21 protein-coding genes are annotated in these 26743 nt (G+C 45.0%); 4 read left to right on the forward strand and 17 right to left on the reverse strand.

Annotated elements, in window-relative coordinates; all coding sequences use genetic code 11:
* Window positions 1-204 precede the first annotated feature (204 nt).
* From PGW99_RS06550 to PGW99_RS06585, 8 genes are all read right to left on the reverse strand, one after another.
* Window positions 205-1218: an ion transporter gene (locus PGW99_RS06550; protein WP_273776783.1), complete on the reverse strand. Its 1014-nt coding sequence runs from the start codon at window positions 1216-1218 to the stop codon at window positions 205-207.
* A 334-nt stretch (window positions 1219-1552) separates the two neighbouring features.
* Window positions 1553-2854: a hypothetical protein gene (locus PGW99_RS06555; RefSeq protein WP_273776784.1), complete on the reverse strand. Its 1302-nt coding sequence runs from the start codon at window positions 2852-2854 to the stop codon at window positions 1553-1555.
* A gap of 73 nt (window positions 2855-2927) precedes the next feature.
* The gene (locus tag PGW99_RS06560; RefSeq protein WP_273776785.1) at window positions 2928-5567 is read right to left on the reverse strand and encodes a bifunctional aconitate hydratase 2/2-methylisocitrate dehydratase; all 2640 of its coding nucleotides are present in this window, start codon (window positions 5565-5567) and stop codon (window positions 2928-2930) included.
* Between the two features lie 292 nt (window positions 5568-5859).
* The gene (locus PGW99_RS06565; RefSeq protein WP_273776786.1) at window positions 5860-6129 is read right to left on the reverse strand and encodes a hypothetical protein; all 270 of its coding nucleotides are present in this window, start codon (window positions 6127-6129) and stop codon (window positions 5860-5862) included.
* Window positions 6130-6272: 143 nt separating this feature from the next.
* On the reverse strand, window positions 6273-6632 hold the full coding sequence (locus PGW99_RS06570; RefSeq protein ID WP_273776787.1) for a hypothetical protein: 360 nt from the start codon (window positions 6630-6632) through the stop codon (window positions 6273-6275).
* Window positions 6633-6950: 318 nt separating this feature from the next.
* A complete protein-coding gene (locus PGW99_RS06575; protein ID WP_273776788.1) occupies window positions 6951-7832 on the reverse strand; it encodes an MBL fold metallo-hydrolase in 882 nt (293 codons plus the stop codon).
* Entirely contained in the window at window positions 7829-8251 is a 423-nt protein-coding gene (locus PGW99_RS06580; RefSeq protein ID WP_273776789.1) for a DUF6691 family protein, read from the reverse strand. The genes PGW99_RS06575 and PGW99_RS06580 overlap by 4 nt, the downstream gene beginning before the upstream one ends.
* Window positions 8248-8667 carry a YeeE/YedE family protein gene (locus PGW99_RS06585; protein WP_273776790.1) on the reverse strand — a complete coding sequence of 140 codons (420 nt, stop codon included), beginning with the start codon at window positions 8665-8667 and terminating at the stop codon, window positions 8248-8250. Before PGW99_RS06585 ends, PGW99_RS06580 begins: the two co-directional genes overlap by 4 nt.
* A gap of 80 nt (window positions 8668-8747) precedes the next feature.
* Between PGW99_RS06585 and PGW99_RS06590 the strand changes: the two genes are divergently transcribed.
* Window positions 8748-9083 carry an ArsR/SmtB family transcription factor gene (locus PGW99_RS06590; RefSeq protein WP_273776791.1) on the forward strand — a complete coding sequence of 112 codons (336 nt, stop codon included), beginning with the start codon at window positions 8748-8750 and terminating at the stop codon, window positions 9081-9083.
* A gap of 48 nt (window positions 9084-9131) precedes the next feature.
* Here the strand turns inward: PGW99_RS06590 and PGW99_RS06595 are convergent, their stop codons facing one another.
* Together PGW99_RS06595 and PGW99_RS06600 are read right to left on the reverse strand one after the other, a co-directional pair.
* Window positions 9132-13637 (reverse strand): translocation/assembly module TamB domain-containing protein, encoded by a 4506-nt coding sequence (locus PGW99_RS06595; protein ID WP_273776792.1) that lies wholly within the window; start codon window positions 13635-13637, stop codon window positions 9132-9134.
* A gap of 24 nt (window positions 13638-13661) precedes the next feature.
* Complete coding sequence (locus PGW99_RS06600; protein ID WP_273776793.1) at window positions 13662-16337, reverse strand: autotransporter assembly complex protein TamA; 2676 nt, start codon at window positions 16335-16337, stop codon at window positions 13662-13664.
* 177 nt (window positions 16338-16514) lie between these two features.
* Here PGW99_RS06600 and PGW99_RS06605 point away from each other — a divergent pair, with 177 nt between their 5' ends.
* Both PGW99_RS06605 and coq7 read left to right on the forward strand, forming a co-directional pair.
* Complete coding sequence (locus tag PGW99_RS06605) at window positions 16515-17834, forward strand: MFS transporter (protein WP_273776794.1); 1320 nt, start codon at window positions 16515-16517, stop codon at window positions 17832-17834.
* A gap of 4 nt (window positions 17835-17838) precedes the next feature.
* Complete coding sequence (coq7, locus tag PGW99_RS06610) at window positions 17839-18474, forward strand: 2-polyprenyl-3-methyl-6-methoxy-1,4-benzoquinone monooxygenase (RefSeq protein WP_273776795.1); 636 nt, start codon at window positions 17839-17841, stop codon at window positions 18472-18474.
* Between the two features lie 50 nt (window positions 18475-18524).
* On the opposite strand, the gene PGW99_RS06615 is transcribed toward coq7, so the two are convergent.
* The 7 genes from PGW99_RS06615 to PGW99_RS06645 form a co-directional block, all read right to left on the reverse strand.
* The gene (locus PGW99_RS06615; RefSeq protein WP_273776796.1) at window positions 18525-18968 is read right to left on the reverse strand and encodes a 2-amino-4-hydroxy-6-hydroxymethyldihydropteridine diphosphokinase; all 444 of its coding nucleotides are present in this window, start codon (window positions 18966-18968) and stop codon (window positions 18525-18527) included.
* Complete coding sequence (gene folB / locus PGW99_RS06620; RefSeq protein ID WP_273779456.1) at window positions 18925-19305, reverse strand: dihydroneopterin aldolase; 381 nt, start codon at window positions 19303-19305, stop codon at window positions 18925-18927. Before folB ends, PGW99_RS06615 begins: the two co-directional genes overlap by 44 nt.
* Before the next feature lie 32 nt (window positions 19306-19337).
* The gene (locus PGW99_RS06625) at window positions 19338-20627 is read right to left on the reverse strand and encodes an ABC1 kinase family protein (protein ID WP_273779457.1); all 1290 of its coding nucleotides are present in this window, start codon (window positions 20625-20627) and stop codon (window positions 19338-19340) included.
* 47 nt (window positions 20628-20674) lie between these two features.
* Window positions 20675-21415: a HesA/MoeB/ThiF family protein gene (locus PGW99_RS06630; RefSeq protein ID WP_273779458.1), complete on the reverse strand. Its 741-nt coding sequence runs from the start codon at window positions 21413-21415 to the stop codon at window positions 20675-20677.
* Window positions 21416-21761: 346 nt separating this feature from the next.
* Complete coding sequence (locus PGW99_RS06635) at window positions 21762-23414, reverse strand: AMP-binding protein (protein WP_273776797.1); 1653 nt, start codon at window positions 23412-23414, stop codon at window positions 21762-21764.
* A gap of 185 nt (window positions 23415-23599) precedes the next feature.
* Entirely contained in the window at window positions 23600-24736 is a 1137-nt protein-coding gene (locus PGW99_RS06640) for an acyl-CoA dehydrogenase family protein (protein ID WP_273776798.1), read from the reverse strand.
* A 32-nt stretch (window positions 24737-24768) separates the two neighbouring features.
* On the reverse strand, window positions 24769-25539 hold the full coding sequence (locus PGW99_RS06645; RefSeq protein ID WP_273776799.1) for a 3-hydroxyacyl-CoA dehydrogenase: 771 nt from the start codon (window positions 25537-25539) through the stop codon (window positions 24769-24771).
* A gap of 166 nt (window positions 25540-25705) precedes the next feature.
* Here PGW99_RS06645 and PGW99_RS06650 point away from each other — a divergent pair, with 166 nt between their 5' ends.
* Window positions 25706-26740, forward strand: a complete 1035-nt coding sequence (locus tag PGW99_RS06650) for an AraC family transcriptional regulator (RefSeq protein WP_273776800.1) — start codon at window positions 25706-25708, stop codon at window positions 26738-26740.
* Window positions 26741-26743 lie beyond the last annotated feature (3 nt).

Consider the following 26743-nt stretch of genomic DNA (forward strand, 5'->3'; position numbering starts at 1 on the left):
TCAAAAATAATTGAGAAAAACTGATACAAAGCAAATGAGTTATTATTCTTTAATTTTTAATCGCTTAAATAGTTAAATAATGAATAAACATTCATGAAATGATCAAAAAATAAGACTCCCCTCTTTTTTAAATAGATTAAAAAATCACGATCAGATAATAAGGAATTGAAGATGCAAATGAGTTCATCACTTGAGCATTCAGGTTTATCCCATACAAGAATCTATATCCGTGTCTTTCGTTACCTTTTCGCCACAGTTTGGACAGTACTGATAAGAAAAATTTTTCAATTTTTGATTCGATTCAATTAAATGCTCACGCATCAAATGCACAATGATTTCATGGGTTTGATGATAAGGTAAACCAATTTGCCGACGGATCTGTTCAATCGTGGCCTGATCGCGCACCAAGTCTACCTTCTGGCTTAACAAGGCTTCCCTGAATTGTTGTTCTAATAATTGATTCCTTAAATTCAGCTCATTTGCCAGACCAGTCGCCAAAATACCTGCCGGCAAAGCGGCAATCCCCACCCCCAAAATAGTAATGATAGCACCGAGTATTTTACCTAGATCGGTGACTGGAGTTACATCACCATAACCGACCGTTGTAAGCGTCACCACAGACCACCACATGGCTTGTGGAATAGATCCAAAATGTTCAGGTTGAGCTTTATGCTCAACAAAGTACAATACCCCTGCCGCCATAATAATCAGGATAGAAAGGATAAAGAGCACCGCCTGGAAGGAGCCTTTTTCTCGTTTAATCACCGCCAGTAAAATCTGCAGTGAAATAAAATAACGCGTCAGTTTGAGTAAACGCAGTAATCGCAATACACGCAAGAAACGCAAATCAAAAGGGACGAAATAATTAATAAATGCCGGTAAAATAGCGATGAGATCAATTATTGCTCCCCAGCTCATCAACCATTGAAGGCGTTGCTTCCAAGCAGGTTGTTCAGCATCCTGTTCTGAAATGCTCCACAGTCTCAACAAAAATTCAATCGAAAAGATCCCAATCGACATCAATTCAAAATGATCAAAATACCATTGATAGGCTAGATAAAACTGATTAACCGATTCAAAGATGACAGCCGCCACATTGGTTACAATCAGACCAATCAAAAAATAGTTTAAGACACGACTGAAAAATGAATCGTATTGTTCATTTTCTAAATGGTTATAGACCCAACGACGAAAAGATGACCAAGCAAAAAGTTTCATTGATTATTAGGGATGATTGCTTGCAGAAAATAGTAATCGCGTTCCCTATCCCAACACAATAAAAAATCGCTTAGACATTCGCTATTTGTCTATTTTTATGTTCTAATGGCCTCAGTTTGAGATGAGCCTCTTACAGTATATAAGCTCAGACTTATATACGACTAGCCCCTAACCATGGGGCTTTTTAATGTCTAAAAATAAATACTCATACTTCATTAATGTAAAGAATCATAGTTTTTTAGATAGACAATTGGACCAAAAATCATGATTCAAATGTTTTAAATTAGAAGATATAACTAGGATTTAGTTCTAAAAATATAAAAAATAGCAATATTTATTCAAATGGATCTGGCAACTGATCAAGAATATCCTGTTTATCACAGTGCTTAAAAAAGAAGTATAACGTAGAGTCAATTATTCTCATTCTTTTGCCTGATCTATCATAATCGACAAATGGTGGTTTAATGTTAGAGTCTAATTGATGTTTTGTAATGTTATTTAAAAATGTTGCTAGATCACTAGATCTTATATCTTCACGGTTTCGATGATGAACAGATCTAATTTTTTCTAAAAGCTCAGTATTAGATAAACCATTTTCTAAAGACAAAAATTCTTGTGACAATAAAACTTTAATAAAATAATAAGGGAAAGCTAAAGCAAGTTTACCACTTTGATTACTTGTTTTACGTTTAACTATCGAAAATGATTCAAAACTCCGAATATGTCTTGTACCATATTCTTCACTTTTTCTACGAATAGCCTCTTCGAGATTTTTTGGTGTAATAATAACCTTAGTATTTGATGTTTCCAGCACTCCTGCATCAATACAACAATTTTTACATACTTCTTGAACAACCCCTACGCTATCAAAACAGCTATTAATCAACTCATCCTTAACTTGTGAAAAATCAACATTTAATAACTCTTCTCCTTTTTGTATTACTCTTTCAAAATCTTGCTTTTTCCACGGTTCTACAGCTATTTCTGTAATACGGTCTACCAAATCACCGTTAAATTGTGAAAGACGATTTACTTCCCTCCAAATACCTAGAATAATAAAAATTATTCCTTCATCTTGAAACACACGTAAATCATAAGATAACTGTTCCTGAACTTCTAAAGTTAAGTAATGGAAATTTTCAAGAACTAAAAACTTATTAATTTTAAATTTTCTTAATATTTCTGATACATCTTGTGCGAGATTTAAATCATACCCTATAAAGTTTTCTTTAATAGCAGTTGTGGAAGATTGTTTATCTGATAATTCTCCTCCTGCTTTAGCATCAGCAATAAATGGAATTCGAATCCCTCCACTTCCATTAATTTTACCACCACTTTCTTTACTATCAGTTGTAGTAGAACTCTCAACAAAAGTAATTTCCATTTGTCTTAAAATCGATTTATAGATATCTATTCTATTAGTCTGCGGCGAACACTCTACTTTAACGTATTGATCTCTTTCTAAATTATTTAAAATTAAAGAAGTCTTCCCTTGTTTTGAAGATCCATATACTACAATCTCATTGCCATCTGTTATAGCTTCTTTAAAAGCATTATCAACCTCTAATCTTTCAATATATGACTTAACTAATTTACTTCTCACACCAAATACATCAGAGAGCTTATTTATTTCCATTTTATTCTCAATAAGATAAGGGCTGATTAATCAGCCCTTATTCTTAACTCAATTTAAATTATTTTTCAATAAATTAAGACAATTGAGCCGCAGCAATTTTCTTGGTATCTACTTCGCCAGCTTCAGAAGTATATTCTTCCATTTTGTCGAAGTTCAAATACTTGTAGATGTCTGAAGCCATGCTGTCGATTTGCGCAGCATATTGTTGATATTCTTCCGGAGTAGGAAGTTTACCCAATACAGCAGCAACAGATGCAAGCTCAGCAGACGCCAAGTATACGTTAGAACCTTGACCTAAACGGTTCGGGAAGTTACGGGTAGAAGTCGAAACAACAGTCGTGTTCGGTGCTACACGTGCTTGGTTACCCATACACAATGAACAGCCTGGCATTTCAGTACGTGCGCCAGCTTTACCGTAGATGTTGTAGAAACCTTCTTCCATCAACTGGTGTTGGTCCATACGAGTCGGAGGAGCCAACCATAAACGAGTAGACAATGAACCACTTGGTACTTTATCTAGAAGTTTACCCGCTGCGCGGAAGTGACCGATGTTAGTCATACAAGAACCGATGAACACTTCATCAATTTTGTCGCCTTGAACTTCAGAAAGAAGTTTTGCATCGTCTGGATCGTTCGGGCAGCAAAGGATTGGTTCTTTGATGTCAGCAAGGTCGATTTCATACACTTTGGTGTATTCAGCGTCAGCATCTGCTTTGATCAGACTTGGATTCGCCAACCATTTTTCCATGTTTTCAACACGGCGTGCCATAGTACGCGCATCGCCATAACCTTCTGCGATCATCCACTTCAACATGGTGATGTTAGAACGTAGGTATTCAGCAACTTTCTCTTCAGAAAGCGTGATTGAACAGCCTGCAGCAGAACGTTCAGCAGAAGCATCAGAAAGTTCGAATGCTTGCTCAACAGTTAGGTCAGTTTCCATTTCAGACAAGTCGATCTCAAGGATACGACCAGAGAAGATGTTCTTCTTACCTTTTTTCTCTACAGTCAAGTCACCCGCTTTGATTGCGTAGTAAGGGATCGCATGTACGAGGTCACGTAGTGTGATACCAGGCTGCATTTTACCCTTGAACTTCACAAGTACAGACTCAGGCATGTCAAGAGGCATAACACCCGTTGCAGCTGCGAATGCAACTAGACCAGAACCCGCTGGGAATGAAATACCGATTGGGAAACGAGTATGTGAGTCACCACCAGTACCTACGGTATCAGGAAGCAACATACGGTTTAACCAAGAGTGGATAATACCGTCACCTGGACGAAGAGAAACACCACCACGGTTCATGATGAAGTCTGGTAGTGTGTGATGCATCGTTACGTCAACTGGTTTTGGATACGCAGCAGTGTGACAGAAAGATTGCATTACGAGGTCAGCAGAGAAGCCCAAGCAAGCCAAGTCTTTTAACTCATCACGAGTCATTGGACCAGTCGTATCTTGAGAACCTACAGTTGTCATTTTCGGTTCGCAGTAAGTACCTGGACGAACACCTTGACCTTCAGGAAGACCACATGCGCGACCTACCATCTTCTGAGCTTGAGTGAAGCCTTTACCAGAGTCAGCAGGTTGTACTGGAGTACGGAACAATGTAGATGGTGCTAGACCCAAAGCTTCACGTGCTTTAGCAGTCAAACCACGGCCGATGATCAAGTTAATACGACCACCTGCACGCACTTCGTCTAGAAGTACTGGAGTTTTCAATTCAGCTTCAGCAATTTGCTCGCCGTTTTTGAACGCAGTAACTTTAGCTGCAGCACGATCGATTTTAAGGGTAATTTCATCACCCATGTTCATGTTAGAAACATCGATCTCAACTGGCAATGCACCCGCATCTTCCATGGTGTTAAAGAAGATCGGCGCAATTTTACCACCTAGGCAGTAACCACCTTCTTTTTTGTTTGGAATGTGCGCGATTTCGTCACCGAAGAACCAAAGCACAGAGTTAGTTGCAGACTTACGAGAAGAACCTGTACCAACAACGTCGCCCACGTAAGCAACTTGGTTGCCTTTCGCGATCAATTCTTTGATTTGGCTCAATGGACCAACTTCACCTGGTTTTTCAGGGTTGATACCATCACGTTCGTTTTTCAACATTGCATTTGCGTGCAATGGAATGTCTGGACGGCTCCATGCGTCTTGTGCAGGTGACAAGTCGTCAGTGTTGGTTTCGCCAGTCACTTTGAAAACGGTCAGTTTGATTTCTTCTGGAACGTCTGCACGGTTTGTAAACCATTCAGCATCAGCCCAAGACTGAAGTACAGCTTGTGCATTTGCATTGCCTGCTTTTGCTTTATCAGCAACGTCATGGAATGCATCAAATACTAGAAGCGTTTTTTTCAATGCTTCAGCAGCTAGGCCAGCCAATTCTGCATTGTCTAGCAATTCAACAAGAGGTGCTACGTTGTAACCACCAAGCATAGTGCCAAGTAAGTAAACTGCACGTTCTTTAGAAACAAGTGGAGAAACAGCTTCACCTTTTGCAACAGCAGCCAAGAAAGCAGCTTTTACATAAGCAGCTTGGTCAACACCTGCAGGAACACGGTTTTCAAGCAAATCTACTAAGAATGCTTCTTCACCCGCTGGTGGATTTTTTAATAATTGGACCAACTCAGCAGTTTGAGCATCATCAAGTGGCTTCGGTGGGACTCCGAGTGCGGCACGTTCTGCAACGTGTTGGCGGTAAGCTTCTAGCACGGTTTATTCCTCTTTTTAAAAAATTACTTGTAAATTCCAGCTTTGTATAAGCTTCACAAGCAATATGGACTGCAAAATTCTACTAAAATTCCAGTTAAAAGTTAATGCAAGCAGCGTGTTTCTTTGTGATGCCCGTTATTTTATATCTAAATGATGTTCATATTGATGATGGAATAAGCGGTCATACTCAAATCTTGCACTTTACCTTGCAACATTTACCCTTTGTACTGGATTTCACACATAAAAAAGGCAACACATGTTGCCTTGTTTTCGTTTTAAACCATATACCACTTTAGTGAACCGTGGTTGCGTCAAGATAGCTTTTCAAGGCTTCGCGATCACCACAAAATCTCACCTGAATTTCATCCTCATGCCACATACTGTGGTCTGCACTGGCGAAAGAAATTTTAACTTGATATAACTTGGCCTGTTCATCAATCACACTATCAATTTCGACCTGATCCCCCAAGCTTAAAACGTAATGGCTGCCTCCAATGACCATAACGCCTTTCTCATCTTCCAAGAGCAAATCTGAATTATGCAGATAACCTACCACTTTCATTGTTCGCTCCTTATGATCATTAAAATTTAGTTCATTATTGATGATTTATCAGACACTTTCACCTTTTAGTATCGAGCTAAATGTGACAATTTATGTGCAATATCTGCTTAGGCTATTTTATTGCTCGCAAAAATAAACCGTTCTTAGAACGGCTTATAATTTGGCATCTTGTCATGAGCGGTTTTTAAACAGCGCTGATACGCTTTTTCCTTAAATTGCTCACGGAAAGTATCTTTATCCTGTTTCACTTCAGCATCAGAATACTGATAGGCCTCATCAATCAACTGCATCACCATTTTTTTGATGATTGGATCCTGAACCTGATTGGCATGTGTGACTGCCTGATCTTTTGGAATAATATTTTGGCGATCCAGCATAATAGAGCGTGCTGCATTGCCAATACTTTTACAGTAGCCCTGCCATTGCTCTTCCGGGGTAAGCGGCTTTTTCTCAGCACAACCGACCAATGCCACCATTACACCTAAAACCAAGAATTTTTTCATTGTCTTACTCCTGCTGCGCACTCATCATACCGCAATGCAGCACTTTGTGTAGAGGCAAAGAAAAAATTGCTCTGAAATTCAACTCACACATCCTGCAGGTACGAATAGTGGAACTGAATGAATTCAGTATTTTTTAACTCAATCTTGAAATGACGTTGGGAATACTCTGCTGCAAACACTGTCTGAGCAATACATGATCTTAAAATAAAACGACTGAGCCAATCGATTGACTCAGTCGTTCCAAGATTAATCCTACACCAAGCACTTGAGTGATAACCTAAGACCATCCAGAAGCCTATTGTGCTTTTAATGATCCTTTTATGCCTTGTTAAAATAGTTAAAAGGCAACTTCAGATAACGTATACCATTGGCTTCCGGCTCAGGGAATTTACCCCCATCCATATTGACCTGAATCGACGGTAAAATCAGTTTCGGCATCGCCAATGTGGCATCACGCTGCTGACGCATTTCCACAAATTGCTGTTTAGGTGTGTCCTGCTTCAGATGGATATTGCTGGTCTTTTGCGTTTTGATGTCGGTTTCACAAACGTAATGGTCACGCCCTTCCGGCTTGTAGTCATGGCACAGAAAAACACGCGTGTGCTCTGGCAATTCATACAAACGTTGTACCGAGTCAAACAAGATCGATGCACTACCTTTCGGGAAGTCACAACGTGCTGTTCCATAGTCTGGCATAAACAGGGTATCACCAACAAACACCGCATCACCGATCACATAGCTCAGACAGGCCGGTGTATGTCCCGGTGTCGGAATGTTATAGGCTTGCAGCTCACCAATCTGGAAATGCTCATAGTCATCAAACAGATAATCAAAGGATTGGTGCGAATTAAAATATTTGATGTCCAGATTATAAATCGCACTAAAGGTTTCCTGCACGACGGCAATTTTGTTGCTCATCGCGATCTGGCCACCTAGTTGCTCCTTGAGATACTGCGATGCTGTCATGTGATCAGCATGCACATGCGTTTCAAGAATCCACTGTACGCTCAAGCCTTCACGCTGCACATACTTAATAATCTGGTCTGCATGCGTAGTGGTGGTGGTGGCAGAGGCCGGATCATAGTCCAGCACGCTGTCGATAATCGCACATTTTTTGCTTGTTGGATCGATCACCACATAGCTAAAGGTGTTGGTGGCATCATCAAAAAAATCTTGTACGATCGGTTTTAACTGCGTCATGAACGGCCTCCTAACAATTGACGGTGAATCATGACCCCGGCAAACATCGCAAGGATAAAATACAGGGCTTCATAATGACCCAAACCAATCAGAGTCAAACTTGGTGCAGGACAGATGCCTGCAATTCCCCAACCTATACCGAACAATAACCCACCAATCACCAATTTGGCATCAATTTGTGTGTTATTCGGTAAATCAATCGGTTCATGAAATACGGTTTGCGGTTTTGGACTACGCATAGCTTTTTGGAAAGGAATAAATGCCACCATAATGGCACCACCCATTACAAAAGCCAGACTCGCATCCCAGTCACCAAACACATCCAGGAAATCTAGAACTTTTTCCGGATTGGACATTCCCGATACGATCAAACCGACAGAAAACAATCCACCAAAGATAAAGGCCAATAAATTTTTCATGACAAGCCTCCCAATAGATGGCGAATGACATAGACAGTCACAAACCCGGCAAACATAAAGCTTAAAGTTGCAACAATCGAACGTTTAGATAGACGGCTGATCCCGCAAATACCATGACCACTGGTACAACCCGAGCCTAAGCGCGTACCGAAACCTACCAATAAACCCGCTACAACCATCATCCACGGACTGGCACTAAGTTCAATATTAGGTGTAGTTACAAAACCATAAAAGAACGGCACAACAAACAGCCCGAGCAGGAACCATAACGCTGGTGTTTTAAAAAGCGTCTGAGGATTCATGACCTGGGCAATCAAACCACTAATCCCGGCAATTCTGCCATGAACATACAGATAGCCCACGACGGCTAGACCGAGTATTGCCCCACCGATAAAAGCAAGGAGAAAATCGTGCATTGCTCAACACCTTTACAATATATAATTTTATATTATATAATTTTTATAATTAATCAAGTCCTATCGTGAGGAATTTTGATTTGGAAGATTTCAATCCAAACCGACATATTGATTTTAGTAATGTTCCTGTCGTAACCAGCTGTTTAAAGGCACTGTCTAATCCCGATCGTCTGAAGATTTTATGCAGCCTGAGCCAGGGTGAACAAAATGTACAGCAAATTGAACAGCTCACGGGTATTCAGCAGCCCACGCTGTCCCAACAGCTCACCGTACTGCGCAAGGCAGAAATGGTTGCGACACGCCGTGAGGGCAAACAGATTTTTTATCAGATTTGTGATGTCAAAGTACTACAGCTGATGCAAACCCTATACGCTTTATATTGTGTAGATCAGCCAGTAAATCCTCAAATTCTCTAATATTCCACACCATTATTTAATGAACAGAGCGGTTCTCACCGCTCTTGTTTAGAAACGCCAATGATAGAACAAGTCAATTGCACGCTCGAGCGACTGGCTCGCTTCAAAATACAGTCGTTTGTTCATTTGATAACGCAAAGTCAGTTTGTTCACTGGCGTGAATACCCCCACCCCATAACGAATAAACAGATCGGGTGTGAGATAACCCGTCAAACTGACTTGGGTATCATCCCCTGTTCCCTGTGCGTCCAAAGCCAAACCACTCAAACCAAAACTGCGGCCAATCTGATTGGTCAAGGCACGTGTACCTCCCAAGCCCAAGCTAATCCCGGCTGCAGCAATGGTATTATTCACGTCTGATTTAAAGCTCTCGGCCTGGCTCAAACCACTGGTACCTTCATTGATCCTTCCCGTAATCATGGCATTTAATGCTTCCTGCTCAGACAGACCGGCATCGTTATACACTTGAATATTCGGGCTGGCTGCTGTGCCCGTCACCCGAATACCCACCAAACTACCTTGTACCGTTTTATTGGCATCAATATCCAGAGTTGGGTTGGAGGCCGGGCCATTGAAACGGGCAATTGCACGGTTCAAATCTAGACTTTGGCCATACGCCTCAATTTTGACACGTTGGCTGACTCCAATCGCACCACTGGCACGCATGGCTGTTTCGGTTCCACGTTGAGACAAATACAAACGGCCAATCAACGGAATACGACTGTCAAAGCCCTGGAAAATTACCCGATCACCCAAATTGACCTGCAAATCGGCGCGAATATCCCATGGTTTGGCTGCACGCAGAATGGCCAACTGATTTTGGCCTTCACGTATGATTCGTACATCAGAAGACACGTTGACAATCGGTGCAGAGGCTTGTGGCATTGAGATCAAGGCACGTGGAATATCGATTTTACCATTCACAGTTAAACGCCGATCCGCTGGTAAGACCTCCATATTGAGTTCTGGCGTGACTGAAGCGGTAATGAGGGGAGCCTGACGCATCACCAAATTTTCGCCTTTCAGACTCAACCGAATCCGAGGTTTATCCTGCCAGTTAATCTCCCCATTCAACAACCCTACACCCGGGCCACTATTAAATGCACCCTTAATCGTCGCGGAGTTCTGACGAATGGAAGAATACACTTGCACATTACTGAGATTGACAGGCAGCGATAACATGCTGATGGCACCATTTTTCAGGCGCATCTCGCCATTCAGTAAAGGATTCGTCAATGTTCCATTTACCTTACCTGCAAAAGACAAGGTGCCGCCCATAGAACGTACATCCCGGATAAACGGCTTAAATACCGCCAACTGCACTTCACTGAATGCGACTTCACCACGCATTGGCTTAGCCGCTTGATAAGGATCAATCACTACATTGGCGTAGCCTGTCCCGATATTTGGCGTTTTTACATCTAAACGTAATAACAGGCCTTCTGCCACACTTTTTCCGATCAGGCTAAGCTCATCATAATTCATGGTCATGGCAGGATCTTGTGGATCATCAGGTGCTAAACCAATCTCACCTTTACGGGTGACCAGACGAGCATCCAGCTTCGGCCGGTTGCCATTGCTCCATGATGCTTTGGCATATCCATTCAATTTACCTGTAAGTGCCAAACCTTCTGGAACAAAAGCCTGAAAATCCTGTAAATCCAGATTTTGGGAAACCAGCGAAACATTGCCATTGGCACGACTCACCCGCATCGATTGATCAAGACAAATCTGACTGCGTGGACTGGTCCAGCAATGCTGCCCGATAAACAGTGAAGCTCTGGCTTTGGAATACAATAACGGTGCATTCTGCTGCTGAACCAGATGAATGCGGTAAGAATCAAAATCACCTTTCTGGATTTGGCCTAACCAATCATTTTGTGGATTAAAGCCACCGGCTAGCTGTACATAAAATTTTGAAAGGCGGTTCTGTGCCGAAATACGGACCAAGTGTGCTTGCCGTGTTCCAGCGAGAGAAATTTCAGCTGCATCTAGACTCCGCTTGCCACTACGGAACTGCTCCAGCTTGGCAGTCAATAGGGTTGGCGTTTGTGCTGCTGTGGGTAACTCACCTTGAACACGCAGTTTTTTCACACTGAACAGTTCGTTAAAGCCAAAATTATCAACTGCGAGGTTCGCTGTTGCCTTTAAACGAGGGACTGATTGCACATCCAGATAGCCATAGGCTCGGCCACGCAGACCGGAATAGAGTTGATTCAAGGCCGGTGCATTGATTTTGACTTTCAAGCTTTGTGTGTTGCCGGTTGCCTGAATCTGGTTATTGGCATACACCAGATATAAATTGCGTGCCTCAAACTGCTGCGGTAAAAAGCCTTGTTGCCGTGAATCCAGCAACAAAGTCAAGTTACCCCGACCTCGCAACGGTTTATTGTTGAGTGTCCCCGCCACATTCAGCTTTTCAATATTAATCCGTTTCAGCTGCTCTCCCCAGTTGCCCTGGGTTCTGATATTGCCTGACAGGTCACCCTTTAAAGAAGCAACAAAATATTGCGGTTTAAAATGCACCAGAGAGGCATTGAGATCCCAACCAATGCCATTTTGCAGATTAACCATCCCCTGCGCATAAATTTTCCCGGCAACCCCACTATGCTGTAACTGACGCACCTGAATCAGACTTGGCGTACCCGCAATCTGCAGTTTCAGCAGCCCATCGGTGTGCTGTATCCCGTTGAGTGAGCCATCATAGTTCACGGCGAAACTCTTGAACTGACCACCAGCTTTAGGGTTCTGAAACAGCAAGGCGATTGTGCTACGCCCGACCAGTTGCACCTGTTCTTGTTGTGCGGTCTGCACCAATTGGCCGGTCAGGTTAATTTCATTGAGCTGAATAATATGCTGGTTGGGTTTGGCATAAGCATGCACCTTGACCCGACCATTCAGATGATTAACCGGTGCTTGAGCAACTACCGTTTGCAAATCAAAATCTTTCGCCTGCAAGTCTGCATTCCACTGCAACTGGCGCTTTTCAGAAGGCAATATGACTGAGCCCGTACCGGTCACCCGTTGTTGCTCCTGCTGGAAAGTAAAAGCAGGAATGTTCAGACTATTGTTGTGTAGATTCAAACGTGCTTGATAGTGCCCAGTCGGTAAACGGCCCTGCTGATGTTGACGCACCACACTGGACAGCAACATATCCTGACGGCCAGGTAAGAGGGTCATTTTTAACTGCCCTGAATCACTGCTCAGCCAACCGATATAAGGTACGGCACGATCAATCCCTTGCCAGCCAATATCCAAAAACATCGGTTTGGCTTTGGCTGTCGTTTGTTGTGCTTGGTTCAGCGTCAATGACCAATTTTCATAACGGTCAAAGTCAATCTGACCTTTAACCTGTAATCCATTCGCCAGAGTCCCACTGGAAGCGATATTGGCATCGAGCATGGGCGGCATAAAATCGCGGATCACCTGTGGAATAATTTTGTCTTTAGGATTAAGCCGCTCGATCCGACCATTCGCTTTCCAGGTCACGGCATCTTTCCAGCCTAAAATGCCAGCCAGCTTGACAGTTCCGGACATGACCTGCCCCGTGAGGGACTGCACATCCAGTTGACGCACATAATCAGTGTGCATTTTTGCCTGATATTGACCTCGTGGGATGTATTTGCCACTCAGGTCACTCTGCACCTGAATATCCATGCCACGCGTATTCGCCTGAAATTTGGCCAGACCGTTTTTAGTGAACAGCTTTTGTTCGAGCAACAATGGCCATTCATAGTCTTTAAACTTGACTTGACCAAACATCGGAACACCCTGACGCACTGGATGCAAAACAATCCAGCCTGTCAACAAATCTGGTGTATACGTCTCCACACCTGCAGCAATGGTATCTAATGAGCCTTTCGCTACCACACGGATATCATGGATATTCAGATTGCGCAGTGCAGGCAGATTGACATCCCCCACGGCATGGAGTGGATATTTGCCATCAAAGCGGATCATCCCGCTGGCATTCCGCACAGCCAGATAGCCCATATCCATCCGGCTATCGGTGAATTTCAGTTCAGTCCCCAGCCATGAGGCCTCATTCAGCTGGATATCATAAAAATCGACCGCAGCTTTACTGGTTTTAATCAGCAAATGATCAAGATCTGCGCGATCAACATACAGGGCGAACGGTAAACGAATCGGTGCAAACTGGAATTCTTTATTGCTCGGTGGTTTTTTATAAATAATCTGTAAGTTTTTCACATCCGCCGTATGCAGATGAATTTCTTTGTGGATCACGGCACGCCAACCCAAGGTGACATCGGCACGATCTATCTTGACGTCAACTGTTTTTAAATTCACCCAGATGTTTTTTAGGATAATGCCGTGCAGTAAATTACCGCTTTCATACTGATAGGAGATAATTTTCTGCTGTTCCAGCACCCGATCCAGCAAAAATTTACTGCCACGGTCTGTAGAAAACATCACGAGCACAGCCGAAACCAGCAGTAACACCACGATCCCGAGTGTTAATACAATGCTGCGTCCCATACGCCGTTTTTTGACTAACGGCGTTGTGGTGGTTTCTTGCTGTTCTACGTCAGACATACAAATCCTGCTGAAGTCGATAAATTAGAGTTGTGAGCCAATAAAAAAGTGTAAGCGGATTGGATGACCCTCATCCGAGATGCCGGAAGCGACGTCCAGACGAATCGGTCCAATCGGCGAAGCCCAACGTACACCTAAACCGACGCTATAAGCTGTCGGCGTATTAAAATTCTGATCATAGGCATTACCGAAGTCGGTAAATAACGCCGCACGCCAACCTTCTTTAAACTGGTAATTATATTCTAGAGAGCCGACGGCCAAGGCTTGTCCACCGACCTTGTAGCCATACTCGGTTGGGGTCAGACTTTTATAGTCAAAACCTCGGATACTCTGGTCACCGCCGGTAAAATAGCGCAAGTTATACGGAACTTTCTGGAAATCCTGCGCATAGATATACCCCAGATCGGCACGGCCGACAAATTGGTGATCATCATTTTCCCCCAGTGAGTAAATGAAACGCCATCCAGCATTGACGATAGCCATATCCGCATCACTGAGCAGGCTTTCACTTCCCAACTCAAGCTTGTAAGTCTGTTTAAAACCTTTTGATGGATTCACGGGTTTATCGCTGTCGGTACGTGAAATCTGATAACCCAGCAATAAAGACTGCTGTTGTGTATCGGAACCTGGTGCCATAAAGGCATCCGGAATTTTCTTGGTATCAACGACACCCTGTTGGGTTAAGCGATCCAGTCGGTAACGCACACCATAAGTATGCTGCCAGCTGCCTAATGGGTTTTTAATAATCCGATCTCCCCCCACAACAGCGGATTCGATCATGAGTCCATAGCCTGACGCGATGTCATCACGTTCCTCACGTTCATAACCGCCAACCAGACTCAGATAATCATTCAATGGATGATGATAAGGAATGCTGTAGCTACCATCGATAGATTGACGGATACTCGATACTTCCATGTTGGCATCAAAGGCATGGCCGCGCTTGTTCACAATCGCACGGCGATACTGGGCTCGCACACGTGGACCCGTATCGGAGCCATAACCTGCACCGGTTTCTAGACTATTCAGTTTATCTGCGTTCAAAGTCACAATGACCGGAATTTTCTGCTCAGCACGTGCCTGCACTTTTAACCGTTCAGTTTCCGACTGTTTTTCCTGTTGCTGGGCTTGTAACTGTTGTAGCGTCTGATTTTGAAGCGTTTCTTCGTTGCCAGCAAACTGCTCTTCATCCACCACATTCTGGGTGACTTCCTGTGAAGACGCGATACGTTTTTGATCCTGGACCCGTAAATCATTTTCTGCCAGCTTGTTCTGCTCAATCAGAGCCTGGATGTCAGGTGGCAATTCCAGATTCCGCTCAACAGGATCCGGACGGATGGCATCAACAAGAGTGTAGTTAAAATAACGTGAGTTGGTCAGGTTATTGGCCAGTGAGTTGACACGCCAGAAGGTATAATCATCCCCGTCTTTCCAAGGCACCATCTGCTGCAAGATGTCCATATCCAGCGGCAAGGGTTTTGAAGGATCACTCATCCGGAACTCGGCAGGACCCACCGCATAACGCTCACCCGTCTCATAACGTAAATTGATTTCCGCGGTATTTTGCGGTTGGGCCACCTTGACATCATGTAGACGCCAATAGGCATCGAAAAAGCCGTTATCGGATGCCGCATCATTAATCCGGGTTTTGGTCTGCTCATATAAGCCGTGGTGAAAAATATCCCCAACATCCTGATCCGGAAGTACGCGAATCACCTGGAATTGCGGATGATTCTGACCTGGACCGGTAAATTCAACATTCTGCTGCTCAATTCGAACAGGCTCATTCGGCGTGACCAAGACCCGCACACGGTTTGCACTGATACGTTCAAATTTGAAACTGGCATTGTAATAGCCCACAGCTTGAGCAGCCTGATTGGAAATACTGCGTAATTGCGGCACCACCAGATTAAAATCTTCAAACGCTTCCTGAGTCACTGTGGAAAGCTTGCCCCGAATATTGGCAGCCAGTTCAGCAGGCGCACCCTGCACTTCAGCACTAATGCGTGGCACATTAGCGGTATTCAATTCACGTGGTGGCCGGACTTTGTACCATAGACGTTTGAGTAGTCTAGGAGGCTGATCATTTTCAGGCCGGGTTTCAGCTGCACTGAGTCCTAGTTCAGCCAGACTGCGTCCGCCATCATTCGCTTCCACAATAATCTGGCTGTCTGCCTGAATGTTTTGCATCAACTGGTCAATATTGATAGGCGCTTGGTTGATTTCTGCCAGTTCCTGCTGTGTCGCTTCTGCAACCACCACTTCAGGCAAAGTAGTCAGACCCGCACGATAATTTTGTGCTTCCGTTTTCGCCTGTTCAGCAACACGAAAAATTTCTTCTGCCAGATTGGGGTCAATCGTGGCAACTGGTAAATCTTCCAGTTCATCAAACTCGATGGGCTGAAATTCAGCGATCTGTTCAGGCGCCTGTTCTTGCTGCTGTAACAAAATCAGGCTATCCAGTTGCGTTTCTGGAGGGCTATTGACTGTACTGCTATGACCCGTATCCAGTATGACTTCTGGCGTAGCCGTATTGCTGAGCGGTTCTGCAGTCGTTTCCGGCTCTTGCGCCATAGTGTGGGTTGCCAGCACTGCAAAGAAAATACTTACACTTAAGCGTTTATTGATATCATGCATGTTCGACATCGGATGCAGTGACTGTGCAAGCATTGATTTCTTAAAATTCATTTTTGCAGGCATACATGACTCAAAAGTAAATTATTTTTAGTAATGGGTATGGTGTAATGAGCAACTTTTAACAACTCAAATCTATTTGAATTTTACCGGATAAAAAGCTGAAAATATCATACATGATTTTGTTTGCTCATTTACCAATTCATCACATTTCTCTATAAAAGTTTAAAAAGCAGTGTGCTTATGCAAAAACATCCCCATCTGTTACAAACACGCCGTTTTCTGCCGATGTTTCTCACCCAGTTCTTTGGCGCGCTGAATGACAATATTTATAAACAAGCGCTGTTATTGGTCATTACCTATGGATGGATCAGTCAACAGAATATGGCGGTCAGCACCCTGAATAATCTGGCTGGCTTATTATTTATTCTGCCGTATTTTATTTTTTCAGCGACGGCAGGTCAGCTGGCGGACAAATATGAACGTGCCCGGCTCATCCGTGGAATTAAACTGCTGGAAATCGTAATCATGCTACTGGGTTCAGCCGGTTTCCTGCTCGGCAATTTAGGGCTGCTGTTTATTGCACTGTTCTTAATGGGGACACATTCCACCTTTTTTGGCCCAATCAAGTATGCGATTTTACCAGAGATTCTCAAACCCAATGAACTGGTCTCCGGAAATGCCCTGTTTCAGTCGGGTACCTCACTTGCCATTTTATTTGGGATGATTTTAGGGGGATCGGTCATCTCTGCCTCACAAGGCAATATGTTCTGGATCAGTTTTACCGTTGTGGGAATTGCATGCTTAGGCTATTTTTCAAGCCGGTTTATTTACAAACAAAATGTCGCCGCGCCACATATTAAGGTGGATTGGAATTTTTTCCGCACCAGTTGGCAGACCTTAAAATATGCGAAAAGTTTACCGATCATTTTCTGTGTCTTGCTCGGAAATTCCTGGTACTGGTTTTATGGGGCCACCTATTTGACCCAGATTCCTCAGCTCACCCAACAGAACCTGCATGCGTCAGAAAACGTGGTGAGTCTTTTATTAACCTTGTTTTCTGTCGGCATTGGGGTGGGTTCAATGCTATGCCGTAAATGGGGCGGCGCCTCGGTAAGTATCAAAATGGTGCCATTTGGTGCTGTGGGCCTGACTGTTTTCGCCTTATATCTCGCTGCCAGCCTGATGTTTGTACCTGAACCAAGCGGAACTTTGCTCGGTGTGCATGATATGTTCACCCGAGGCTGGGTCTATTATCACGTGATGTTAGCTGTCACATTCTTGGGCATTAGTGGCGGTTTTTATATCGTTCCGTTATATACCCTGATGCAGGCCTATTCGCCGCGCTCACACCGTGCCCGTGTCGTGGCAGCGAATAACATACTGAATGCTATTTTTATGGTGTCATCGGCAATTTTTTCAATTTTCATTTTAAGCATCCTGCAAATTGATATTAAAATATTGTTCGTGATTACCGCAGTGCTCAGCGCCATCTTTACCCTATGGTTGCTGTTCAAAATCAAGCCTATGCTAAAAAATACACCAGGCTGTTTGGAGGATTAACTACATGCGTCACTATACCGGTCTTGATCGACTCATCCATTCCTTTGACCAAGCCCTAAGAAGTCTGGTTCCAGGCGCGACAGCTGCGCAGCGTACCAATCCGGCACAACAGAGTGAAGCACCGCTCAGCGTCAGTGATGCTCGACACGTCGCTGGTCTGATGCGGGTGAACCACACGGGTGAAGTCTGTGCACAAGCCCTGTATCATGGTCAGGCACTCACCGCGCGTTTACCCAATGTACGTCGAGAAATGGAACAGGCTGCACTTGAAGAACAGGACCATTTAGCTTGGTGTGAAGACCGCCTGAAAGAACTCGAAAGTTACCCAAGCCTGCTCAATCCAGTCTGGTACAGCCTATCTTTTGGTATGGGTGCGATTGCCGGGATAGCCGGTGATCAATACAGCTTGGGCTTTGTGGCAGAAACCGAACGTCAGGTCAGTCTGCATTTACAGGATCATATCAACCAGCTTCCTGCGGAAGATGAACGTTCACGCAAGATTCTGCAACAGATGAATGAAGATGAACTGCATCATCGCGATACGGCATTAAAAGCTGGAGGTGTGGATTTGCCCTATCCGATACGTATCACCATGACCGCGATTTCCAAACTGATGACCAAAACCAGTTACTATATTTAAATTACAAATCAGAAAAAGACGATGATCTGCTGAGATCAGCGTCTTTTTATTTAGAATATTGCCTCAACCTGAATCACTGGAAAATGTTGTGAAGAGGTCAAAAAATCTGGATGTGGCCAGAGTTCATATAATGGGATTTTGACATCTAAGGCTAACGGCAATTTTTTTGGATTAAATTGCATTTTCTGTAAATCCTCACCCCAGGCAATCAAATCCACATCCAGTGAAATCTGATGAGAAGGACGGATCCGCCCTGCTTCCTGCTCAAGCTGTTTCAGCTGTTCCATCAGCTGTTCGGCATTGACGGTACTTTTTAATAGACAGGCGCAGTTCCAGTAATCAGCACCGACACCATCACGACAGGGAATTTCATAAATCGGGGAGAATTCAACATCTCCCCACTGGGCGATTTTTGCAAAGGCACTTGCAAGCTGTTGTTGAGGCTGAAAGTTACTCGCCAGGGCGAGAGCAAAAATCTTTACGGTGGCGTTCAAGACGAATTCCTACAGAATTGGCTTGCGCGATAATGGCAGGCTTCCGGATCATAATCATAATCGATTCAATACCCGGAAAGGTAGTAAAAAGCGCATCGAGCACCAGTTTTGCGGCATGTTCAATCAGTTTCGGCTGTGCCTGCTGGATCACCTGCGCAGCAATTTCACAGATTTGTGCATAATTGACGGTATCTTGCAGTTCATCGGATTGCGCCGCCTGTGACAAATCATGATGAATGGTTAAATCCAGCAATAAAGGCTGCAGAATTTGCCGTTCCCAGTTAAAACAACCGATCACGGTCTCGACCTTTAAACCTTCAATAACTATTGCATCCATCATGATTCTCTTGGCTGGGCTGGGGTATCAAATTAACTGTGCTGCGGATGCAGATTCTGGATCATCTGCAAACGCTGGTCAGCATAGATGTCAGTATATGGTGCCAGCACGCGCATGAAACGGTCGAAATACAGCATTTGCTTGAACAGCAAGGCAAAGTCGCGCGGGAAACGGATACCATGTCGCTCACCCACCGCCACCATATCCATCATGATGTCGTTTAGATCCGCAGGATTGGTGTGCAGTAATTCTTGCGGATCAGCCAGCATGACTCCGCTGAATAAACGCTCCAGATCCTGCGCCAAAACCTGCGGATCAATCTTGCTGTCGGTCATGCCCATTTTCAGCATATTTTCAGCCATGGCGGGATAATCGGTTTTTTGCAACGCATCCATAAAGCTGATACAAGCCGTCCAAACTTCCGGTTTCAGCTGTCCGACAATGCCAAAATCGATAAACCCGATACGGCCATCTTCTAGCAACATCAGGTTACCTGCATGCAAGTCAGCATGGAAACTGTTACACATCATCAGACTGCCAAACCAGGTATTCATGGCGGTAATCAACACTTGTGACGGGTCTTTGGCATATTTTTTCACTACTTCAAAATCAGTCAGTGGTACACCATATAAACGCTGCATGGTCAGGACACGGCGGGTAGAATACTGATGGTAGACTTTCGGTGCAGTCGCCGCCTGATTGTGCGTCTGGTTCAGATACTGGATAAAGTCATCCAGATTGCGTGCCTCTTCAATAAAGTCGACTTCACGCACCATACGGTCTTTAATTTCTTCCACAATATCCGCCAACGACGCGAATTTGACTTTAGGCACCGCTTTTTCCAGCAATTTGGTCGCCCAATGCAAGACATTCAGATCAGTGTAGAGAATGGTTTCTACACCCGGCTTTTGCACCTTGATTACCACATCTTCACCGCTGACCAGACGTGCGGCATGGACCTGGGCAATCGAGGCCGAAGCCAAAGGCTGCTCATCAATCCAGGAAAAAATTTCATTCAGGTTACGGTCTGCAAATTCCGAAGCCAGTACCTGTTGAATATAGCTAAATGGCAAAGTTGGCGTCTGATCCAGACAGCCCTGAAATTCTTCAACGTATTCACGCGGAAAGAGCGATGGTGTACTGGCAATAAATTGTCCGAGTTTAATATAGGTCGAACCGAGAGATTCAAAGGTCTCCCGCATCAGTTTGGCATTGCTTGGTTTTTCTGTTGCGTATTTAATGCCGGCTTTGGCAACCACCACGGCTGTTTCACCCATACGGCCCACGGAACGTAATCCATCCCACCAGATATTTTTTTTCATCATGTTATAAACACTTCTTGATTGTGGCAGATTCTAGCAAAGTTCCCTTAGCTTAAGGAAAATCTTGCCTGACAGATGGGGCAATTTGTATCTTTTTCAAAACCAAGTAAACGCTGTTTCATGGTTAAGCCGTCCCACAGCAACAATTTACTGCGTAACGGTGTACGATTTAAACCTAAATACAACAAAGCGTGGTGGGCCTGTAAAGCGGCCATCACTACGGGCGTGGTTGCCAGCACGCCAGAGTCAGCGCAGCGCAAACTTTCATTACTGTGCTGCGCTTTGGGGAACAGGCATTCATAACAAGCGGAATTTCCTTCCACCATAAACAGTTGCCCTTGCAAGCCAATGGCTGAGGCACTGAGCAGAGGAACATTCTGCTCTACACAGACCTGATTCACCAAACAGCGCGTACTAAAGTTATCACAGCCATCGAGAACCAAATCCTGAGCAGAAATCAGGTCTTTGGCATTGTGAATCTCCAGTTTCTGGTTGAGATAATCCACCTCAATATGGGGATTAATACTTTGCAGACGTTTAGCCAGTGTTTCGGCTTTAAAAAAGCCAAGGTCTGCCTGAGTAAAGGCAATCTGTCGCTGCAAATTGCTCATTTCGATGCTGTCGGCATCAATGATGGTTAACTTGCCGACACCTGCGCGTGCCAACAGCTCGGCCGAGCTACAGCCGATGCCACCCGCACCGACGATCAGTACATTCGCCAACTTGAGTTTCTCCTGGGCATCGATATCCCAGCCATCCAGCAGAATCTGGCGACTGTATAAATGCATTTCTTCATCGCTGAGGGTAAAGTCGTTCTCGAGCTGGCTGGCCACGTGCTGATCCTGTTGATATTTAAAACTTGGAAATCCCAGGTGATTATAGAGCAAATCTTGTTATTCATCAGCTTAAGCTTATTCATACTGCTTTTTCACACAGATCCAATAACTTTGTAATTGCACTATCGTTGTGGCACGATGTTTTTTACACACAATATTGGCTCTTCAGCGATGCACAAAAACTCATTCGCTCAAGATTAGAAAGCAGGGTAGACACCATCCACCTCAGTCCTCTCAAAAAAAAGCACCCTTTCGGGTGCAAGAGCATGGAACTGTGATCAATAGACGAAGAAATCACTCACCCTACTTTTTGCATGGCATGTTGCTGTACTTTCTCGATTTCCAGTTGTTTGAGTAAATTACGCTGAATTTTGCCGCTTGAAGTTTTCGGCAACTGAACAATAAACTCAATTTCTCGTGGATAGGCATGTTTGGATAAGCGTGAACGTACATAATTCTGCAGCTTGACCATCAGTTCTTCTGAAGCTTGATATTGTGGTTTAAGCACCACAAAGGCTTTAACGATTTCTGTACGCTCTGCATCCGGTTTACCCACCACAGCCGATTCCAGCACTTCTTCACATTCCAGCAAGGTACTCTCTACATCAAATGGTCCCACCCGATAGCCTGACGTTGTAATGACATCATCAGCACGACCAATAAAATCAATTCCGTGATTTTCATTGAGCCGCACCGTATCACCTGTCAGGTAATAACGCCCGACAAACGATTTACGGTTATGTCCGTCATAGCCTTTAAACCACATCATTGGTGATTGTTCACAGTCGAGTGCCAAGGTTCCGACCTCACCTGTAACCACTTCCTGATGTTGTGCATCCAGTACAGCAAAGCGATGTCCCGGAATCGCGTAGCCTGCTGAACCCACTTTTTTCTCATGCTGTAAGGCATGATGATTGGCAATCACCATACCCAGTTCGGTCTGGCCATACTGATCAAAAATATTAACCCCCAAATCCTGTTTAAACCAGTGAATGACTTCTGGCGTTAAAGGTTCACCGGCACTACTGACCACACGCAAGTGCTCCCGAATGGACGCATCTACTTTTTCTTTAAAGCCAAACAGCATACGAAAAGCGGTCGGTGAACCCGCCAGATTGGTCACGCGATAGCGTTGAATGGTTTCCAGCGCATGCTCTACTGCAAAAGGCCGCTCATCCATAATGGTGCTGTGACCCAGACTCAGCGGTGCGGTAATCCCGTAATACAGCCCATAGGCCCAGCCAGGATCGGCCAGATTCCAGAATACATCCTGTTCCTGCAAATCCAGTGCATGTTGCATATAGCCTTTAAAGGCCAGCAAGGCTTTTAAAGGCACAGGAACCGATTTGGCCAGACCGGTGGTTCCAGAGGTAAACATCATTAGAAAATCATCATCAAAACGGCGCATCACAGCGGGACATTCATCCGACTGTTCAGACAGTGCCTGCCAGAAATCCACATCTCCATCCGCCAAACTTCCAGTATGATGCACTGTTATGATGTGCGGAATTGCCAAACCATTGAGCTTGGGACGTTGTTCATCATTGGTGACCACCAATTGGGTTTGCGCGGTCGCAATCCGGTGCTCAATCGCTTTCGATTCAAATGCAGTAAACAACGGCTGATAAACGGCACCCATCCGCCAGGTAGCCAAAATGGTGATGACCAGCTCGGGTGTACGCGGTAATAATCCGGCGATACGATCGCCCGCCTGCAATCCAAGTGTGGTCAGATAATTGGCCAGTTGTGCTGCGGCTTGATTCAGCTGCTCAAAGGTATAGCTCGCCGTTTCTCCATTTTTTCCATGCCAGTACAGCGCAATTTTTTGCTGGCCAACATAACGGCCGCAGCACTCCTCATACGCATTCAGCGCTTCTGGCGTACCGACCAACTGCTGTTCAATCAATCGGTTTAAATCAAATTCCTGATACGCTTGTTCTAGTGTCTTCATCACGACAACCTCTGCATTCCTTGGGGTCAGGTCCTGCTATGGCCTGACTGGGTCATTGTTTTATTTATTCATCCATATCTGTCATCGCTGATCCAATCCTCTGGATGACATCATTCTTGTTATTTCAATCCACTGCCCGTTTAAATTAAACGGCAGCATCCTCATGCTGAGTGGTTCAGCAACAGTTAAACTTTGCAAACTTCGCGTGCAATCACTAAACGCTGGATATCTGAAGCTCCCTCATAAATCTGGCTGACACGCACATCCCGATAAATGCGCTCCACCGGGAAATCACTGACATAACCATAGCCACCATGAATCTGGATCGCATCGGAACAGACCCGCTCTGCCATGGTCGATGCAAACAGCTTGGCCATGGAGGCTTCTTTTAAACACGGCTGTCCTGCATCCTTAAGGCTCGCCGCATGGAAGACCAATTGACGTGCCGCTTCGATTTGGGTGGCCATATCCGCCAAGCGAAACGCCACAGCCTGATGCTGCACAATTTCTACACCAAAGGCTTTGCGCTGATTGGCATATTGCACTGCGGCCTCAAAAGCCGCACGTGCCATTCCCACTGACTGGGCAGCAATACCAATACGGCCCGCTTCCAGATTAGACAGGGCAATTTTGTAGCCTTCACCCTCTTGACCCAGAATATGATCCGCAGGAATCCGGCAGTTTTCAAAAATGATGGTGGCCGTATCGGATGCATGCTGGCCCATTTTGTCTTCCAGACTGGCCACGATATATCCCGGCGTATCAGTAGGCACCAGAAAACAGGAAATGCCTTTCTTGCCAGCGGTTTTGTCCGTTACAGCAAAGACTAATGCCACCTGAGCATGTTTACCCGAGGTAATAAACTGTTTGGTGCCATTTAACACCCATTCATCACCATCCCGTTCAGCACGACAACTGATGGCACTGGCATCTGAACCGACATGTGGTTCGGTCAGACAGAAACAGCCCAACCACTCCCCCGAAGCAAAACGGGTCAGATACTGCTGTTTTTGTGCTTCCGTACCATAGGCCAGCGTGATGCCACATGGTAATGAGTTCTGTACGCTGATAATGGTAGAAATGGCTCCATCTCCGGCGGCAATTTCTTCAAGAGCCAAAACCAGCGAGATATAATCCAGACCGGCACCGCCCCATTCAGTGGGAATCGCGATACCAAAAGCGCCCAATTGCGCCAGTTCTTTTAATTCTTGTGCCGGAAACTGGTGGGTTTTATCCCGCATACCTGCACTCGGTTTGAGTTTTTCATCGGCATAGGCACGCATCATGTCGCGAACCATCATCTGTTCAGCTATTAAAATCATCGAGGCCTCCTGCCTGCCTTTTGATTCTGTCTTTACTTGGCTGCCATACGGATGGCGCCATCAAAGCGGATCACTTCGCCATTCAAATAAGGATTTTCCACAATATGTCCGACTAGGGCTGCAAACTCTTCAGGTTTGCCCATACGTTTTGGAAATGGCACCATCTCGCCCAACGCCTGCTGTACTTTCTCCGGCATAGCCTGCAACATCGGCGTTGCCATAATGCCCGGGGCTATCGTCATCACACGGATGGCATGCTGTGCCAGTTCACGGGCAATCGGCAAAGTCATTGCCGCAACCGCACCTTTAGAGGCCGAATAGGCTGCCTGACCAATCTGGCCATCGAAAGCAGCCACCGAAGCCGTATTGATAATGATTCCTCGCTCTTCTTCAGTATTGTCCAGCGAATTTTGTACCATCAGTTCGCTGGCCAGGCGCAGCATATTGAACGTGCCCACCACATTGATATTTAAAGTCCGGGAAAATGATGCCAGATCATGTGGCCCTTCACGTCCGAGCACTTTGGCTGAAGGGGCAATGCCGGCACAGTTGACCAAACCATGCAAACAGCCTTCTTGCGCTTGGATCTGGGCAAAACATTGTTGTGCTGCCTGCTCATTCGTGACATCCAACTGGACAAAACGTGCATTTTTTCCTAATGATGCAGCATATTCGCCTCCAAGCTGCTGGTTCATATCGACCAAAATCACTCGAGCGCCGTGTGCGACTAAGTGACCGGCTGTCACCGCACCAAGCCCCGAAGCGGCTCCCGTCACCAGAAAAACTTTCCCTTCAATTTTCATTATTCTATCTTCCTCAAACGCTGTTGAATCTTTGCCAGATTCTTCCCTCTGCTGGCAGAGTAAAAGCACTCGCATTTGAATACAATTTCCAAACCCTGCAGTTCACTTGCAGCATCTGGCCAGTTCTAGCAAAATGCAGCGGCATGATTAAAAAAATGGAATGGACATGGATCGCCACCAAGCCGAACAAATTTATCCCAAAGGCACCATTTCAATTGGTCTGGTACATGAGGCACTAATGGCCGCCTATAGTCAGGGCTTAAACACCACTGCCATTTTGCAGCAGGCCGGCATTTCCAATGAACTGTTGCAATCGGCCAAAGCACGTTTACCCGTTTCCATGTATGCAGAACTCTGGATTGCACTAGCCGATGCCATGAATGATGAATTTTTTGGCATGGACAGTCATCCCATGCGACGCGGCAGCTACCAATTACTGGCCAAATTATTAATACAAAGTGAAAACCTGCAAAAAGCCCTGCAGGATTGCTGCCGTTTTATGAACCTGATTTTGGATGATATTCGGGCAGAATTAAGCATCGACGATGAACAGGCCTATCTGACTCTGCATGACCGGCAAGGCCCCAAACGCATGTTTAGTTATGCTACTTATATCATGCTGGTTCACGGCTTGATGTGCTGGCTGACAGAACAACGGGTCGTGCTCAAGCAGATGAGCGTGCGTTGTAAACAGCCGAAAGAGATTGAAGATTACCGTGTGCGTTTTTGTCAGAACATCGAGTTTAATGCTACCGAGAACCGGATCACCTTTGATGCCCAGTATCTACAGTTAAAAATCAAAAAAGATAAAAAATCGCTGTATGAGTTTTTACAGCAAACACCCCATAACTTGCTGGTACGCTACAAAAATCCGAATTCACTGAGTTTGCAACTCCGCCGCCAGCTAATGGAACGCTCGCCAGAATACTGGCCCGAACTTGGCGAAATTGCCGAACAGCAGCATATGTCGGAAGCCACACTACAACGGCGGCTCAAGCATGAAAATACCAGTTATCAGCAGCTTAAAAATGACATCCGCCGCGATATCGCGATTGAACGGCTGAGCAAAAGCCAGGATTCCATTCAGGACATCAGTGATGCGTTGAGTTTCCACGACCCGAGCGCCTTTCATCGTGCCTTTAAAAAATGGACGGGCGTCAGTCCGGGTGCTTACCGCCAGTTACAGCAAACCCCAGATTAATCA

It is taken from the genome of Acinetobacter sp. GSS19 (genome assembly GCF_028621895.1).
Taxonomy (GTDB): Bacteria; Pseudomonadota; Gammaproteobacteria; order Pseudomonadales; family Moraxellaceae; genus Acinetobacter.

Coding starts and splice junctions, on each gene's coding strand:
- PGW99_RS06635 (WP_273776797.1), bottom strand. CDS start 23,414: ATGAAGACACTAGAACAAGCGTATCAGGAATTTGATTTAAACCGATTG.
- folB (WP_273779456.1), bottom strand. CDS start 19,305: ATGGATGCAATAGTTATTGAAGGTTTAAAGGTCGAGACCGTGATCGGT.
- PGW99_RS06645 (WP_273776799.1), bottom strand. CDS start 25,539: ATGAAAATTGAAGGGAAAGTTTTTCTGGTGACGGGAGCCGCTTCGGGG.
- PGW99_RS06575 (WP_273776788.1), bottom strand. CDS start 7,832: ATGACGCAGTTAAAACCGATCGTACAAGATTTTTTTGATGATGCCACC.
- PGW99_RS06585 (WP_273776790.1), bottom strand. CDS start 8,667: ATGCACGATTTTCTCCTTGCTTTTATCGGTGGGGCAATACTCGGTCTA.
- PGW99_RS06555 (WP_273776784.1), bottom strand. CDS start 2,854: ATGGAAATAAATAAGCTCTCTGATGTATTTGGTGTGAGAAGTAAATTA.
- PGW99_RS06600 (WP_273776793.1), bottom strand. CDS start 16,337: ATGCCTGCAAAAATGAATTTTAAGAAATCAATGCTTGCACAGTCACTG.
- PGW99_RS06640 (WP_273776798.1), bottom strand. CDS start 24,736: ATGATTTTAATAGCTGAACAGATGATGGTTCGCGACATGATGCGTGCC.
- PGW99_RS06650 (WP_273776800.1), top strand. CDS start 25,706: ATGGATCGCCACCAAGCCGAACAAATTTATCCCAAAGGCACCATTTCA.
- coq7 (WP_273776795.1), top strand. CDS start 17,839: ATGCGTCACTATACCGGTCTTGATCGACTCATCCATTCCTTTGACCAA.
- PGW99_RS06625 (WP_273779457.1), bottom strand. CDS start 20,627: ATGAAAAAAAATATCTGGTGGGATGGATTACGTTCCGTGGGCCGTATG.
- PGW99_RS06550 (WP_273776783.1), bottom strand. CDS start 1,218: ATGAAACTTTTTGCTTGGTCATCTTTTCGTCGTTGGGTCTATAACCAT.
- PGW99_RS06630 (WP_273779458.1), bottom strand. CDS start 21,415: ATGCATTTATACAGTCGCCAGATTCTGCTGGATGGCTGGGATATCGAT.
- PGW99_RS06595 (WP_273776792.1), bottom strand. CDS start 13,637: ATGTCTGACGTAGAACAGCAAGAAACCACCACAACGCCGTTAGTCAAA.
- PGW99_RS06565 (WP_273776786.1), bottom strand. CDS start 6,129: ATGAAAGTGGTAGGTTATCTGCATAATTCAGATTTGCTCTTGGAAGAT.
- PGW99_RS06580 (WP_273776789.1), bottom strand. CDS start 8,251: ATGAAAAATTTATTGGCCTTTATCTTTGGTGGATTGTTTTCTGTCGGT.
- PGW99_RS06570 (WP_273776787.1), bottom strand. CDS start 6,632: ATGAAAAAATTCTTGGTTTTAGGTGTAATGGTGGCATTGGTCGGTTGT.
- PGW99_RS06605 (WP_273776794.1), top strand. CDS start 16,515: ATGCAAAAACATCCCCATCTGTTACAAACACGCCGTTTTCTGCCGATG.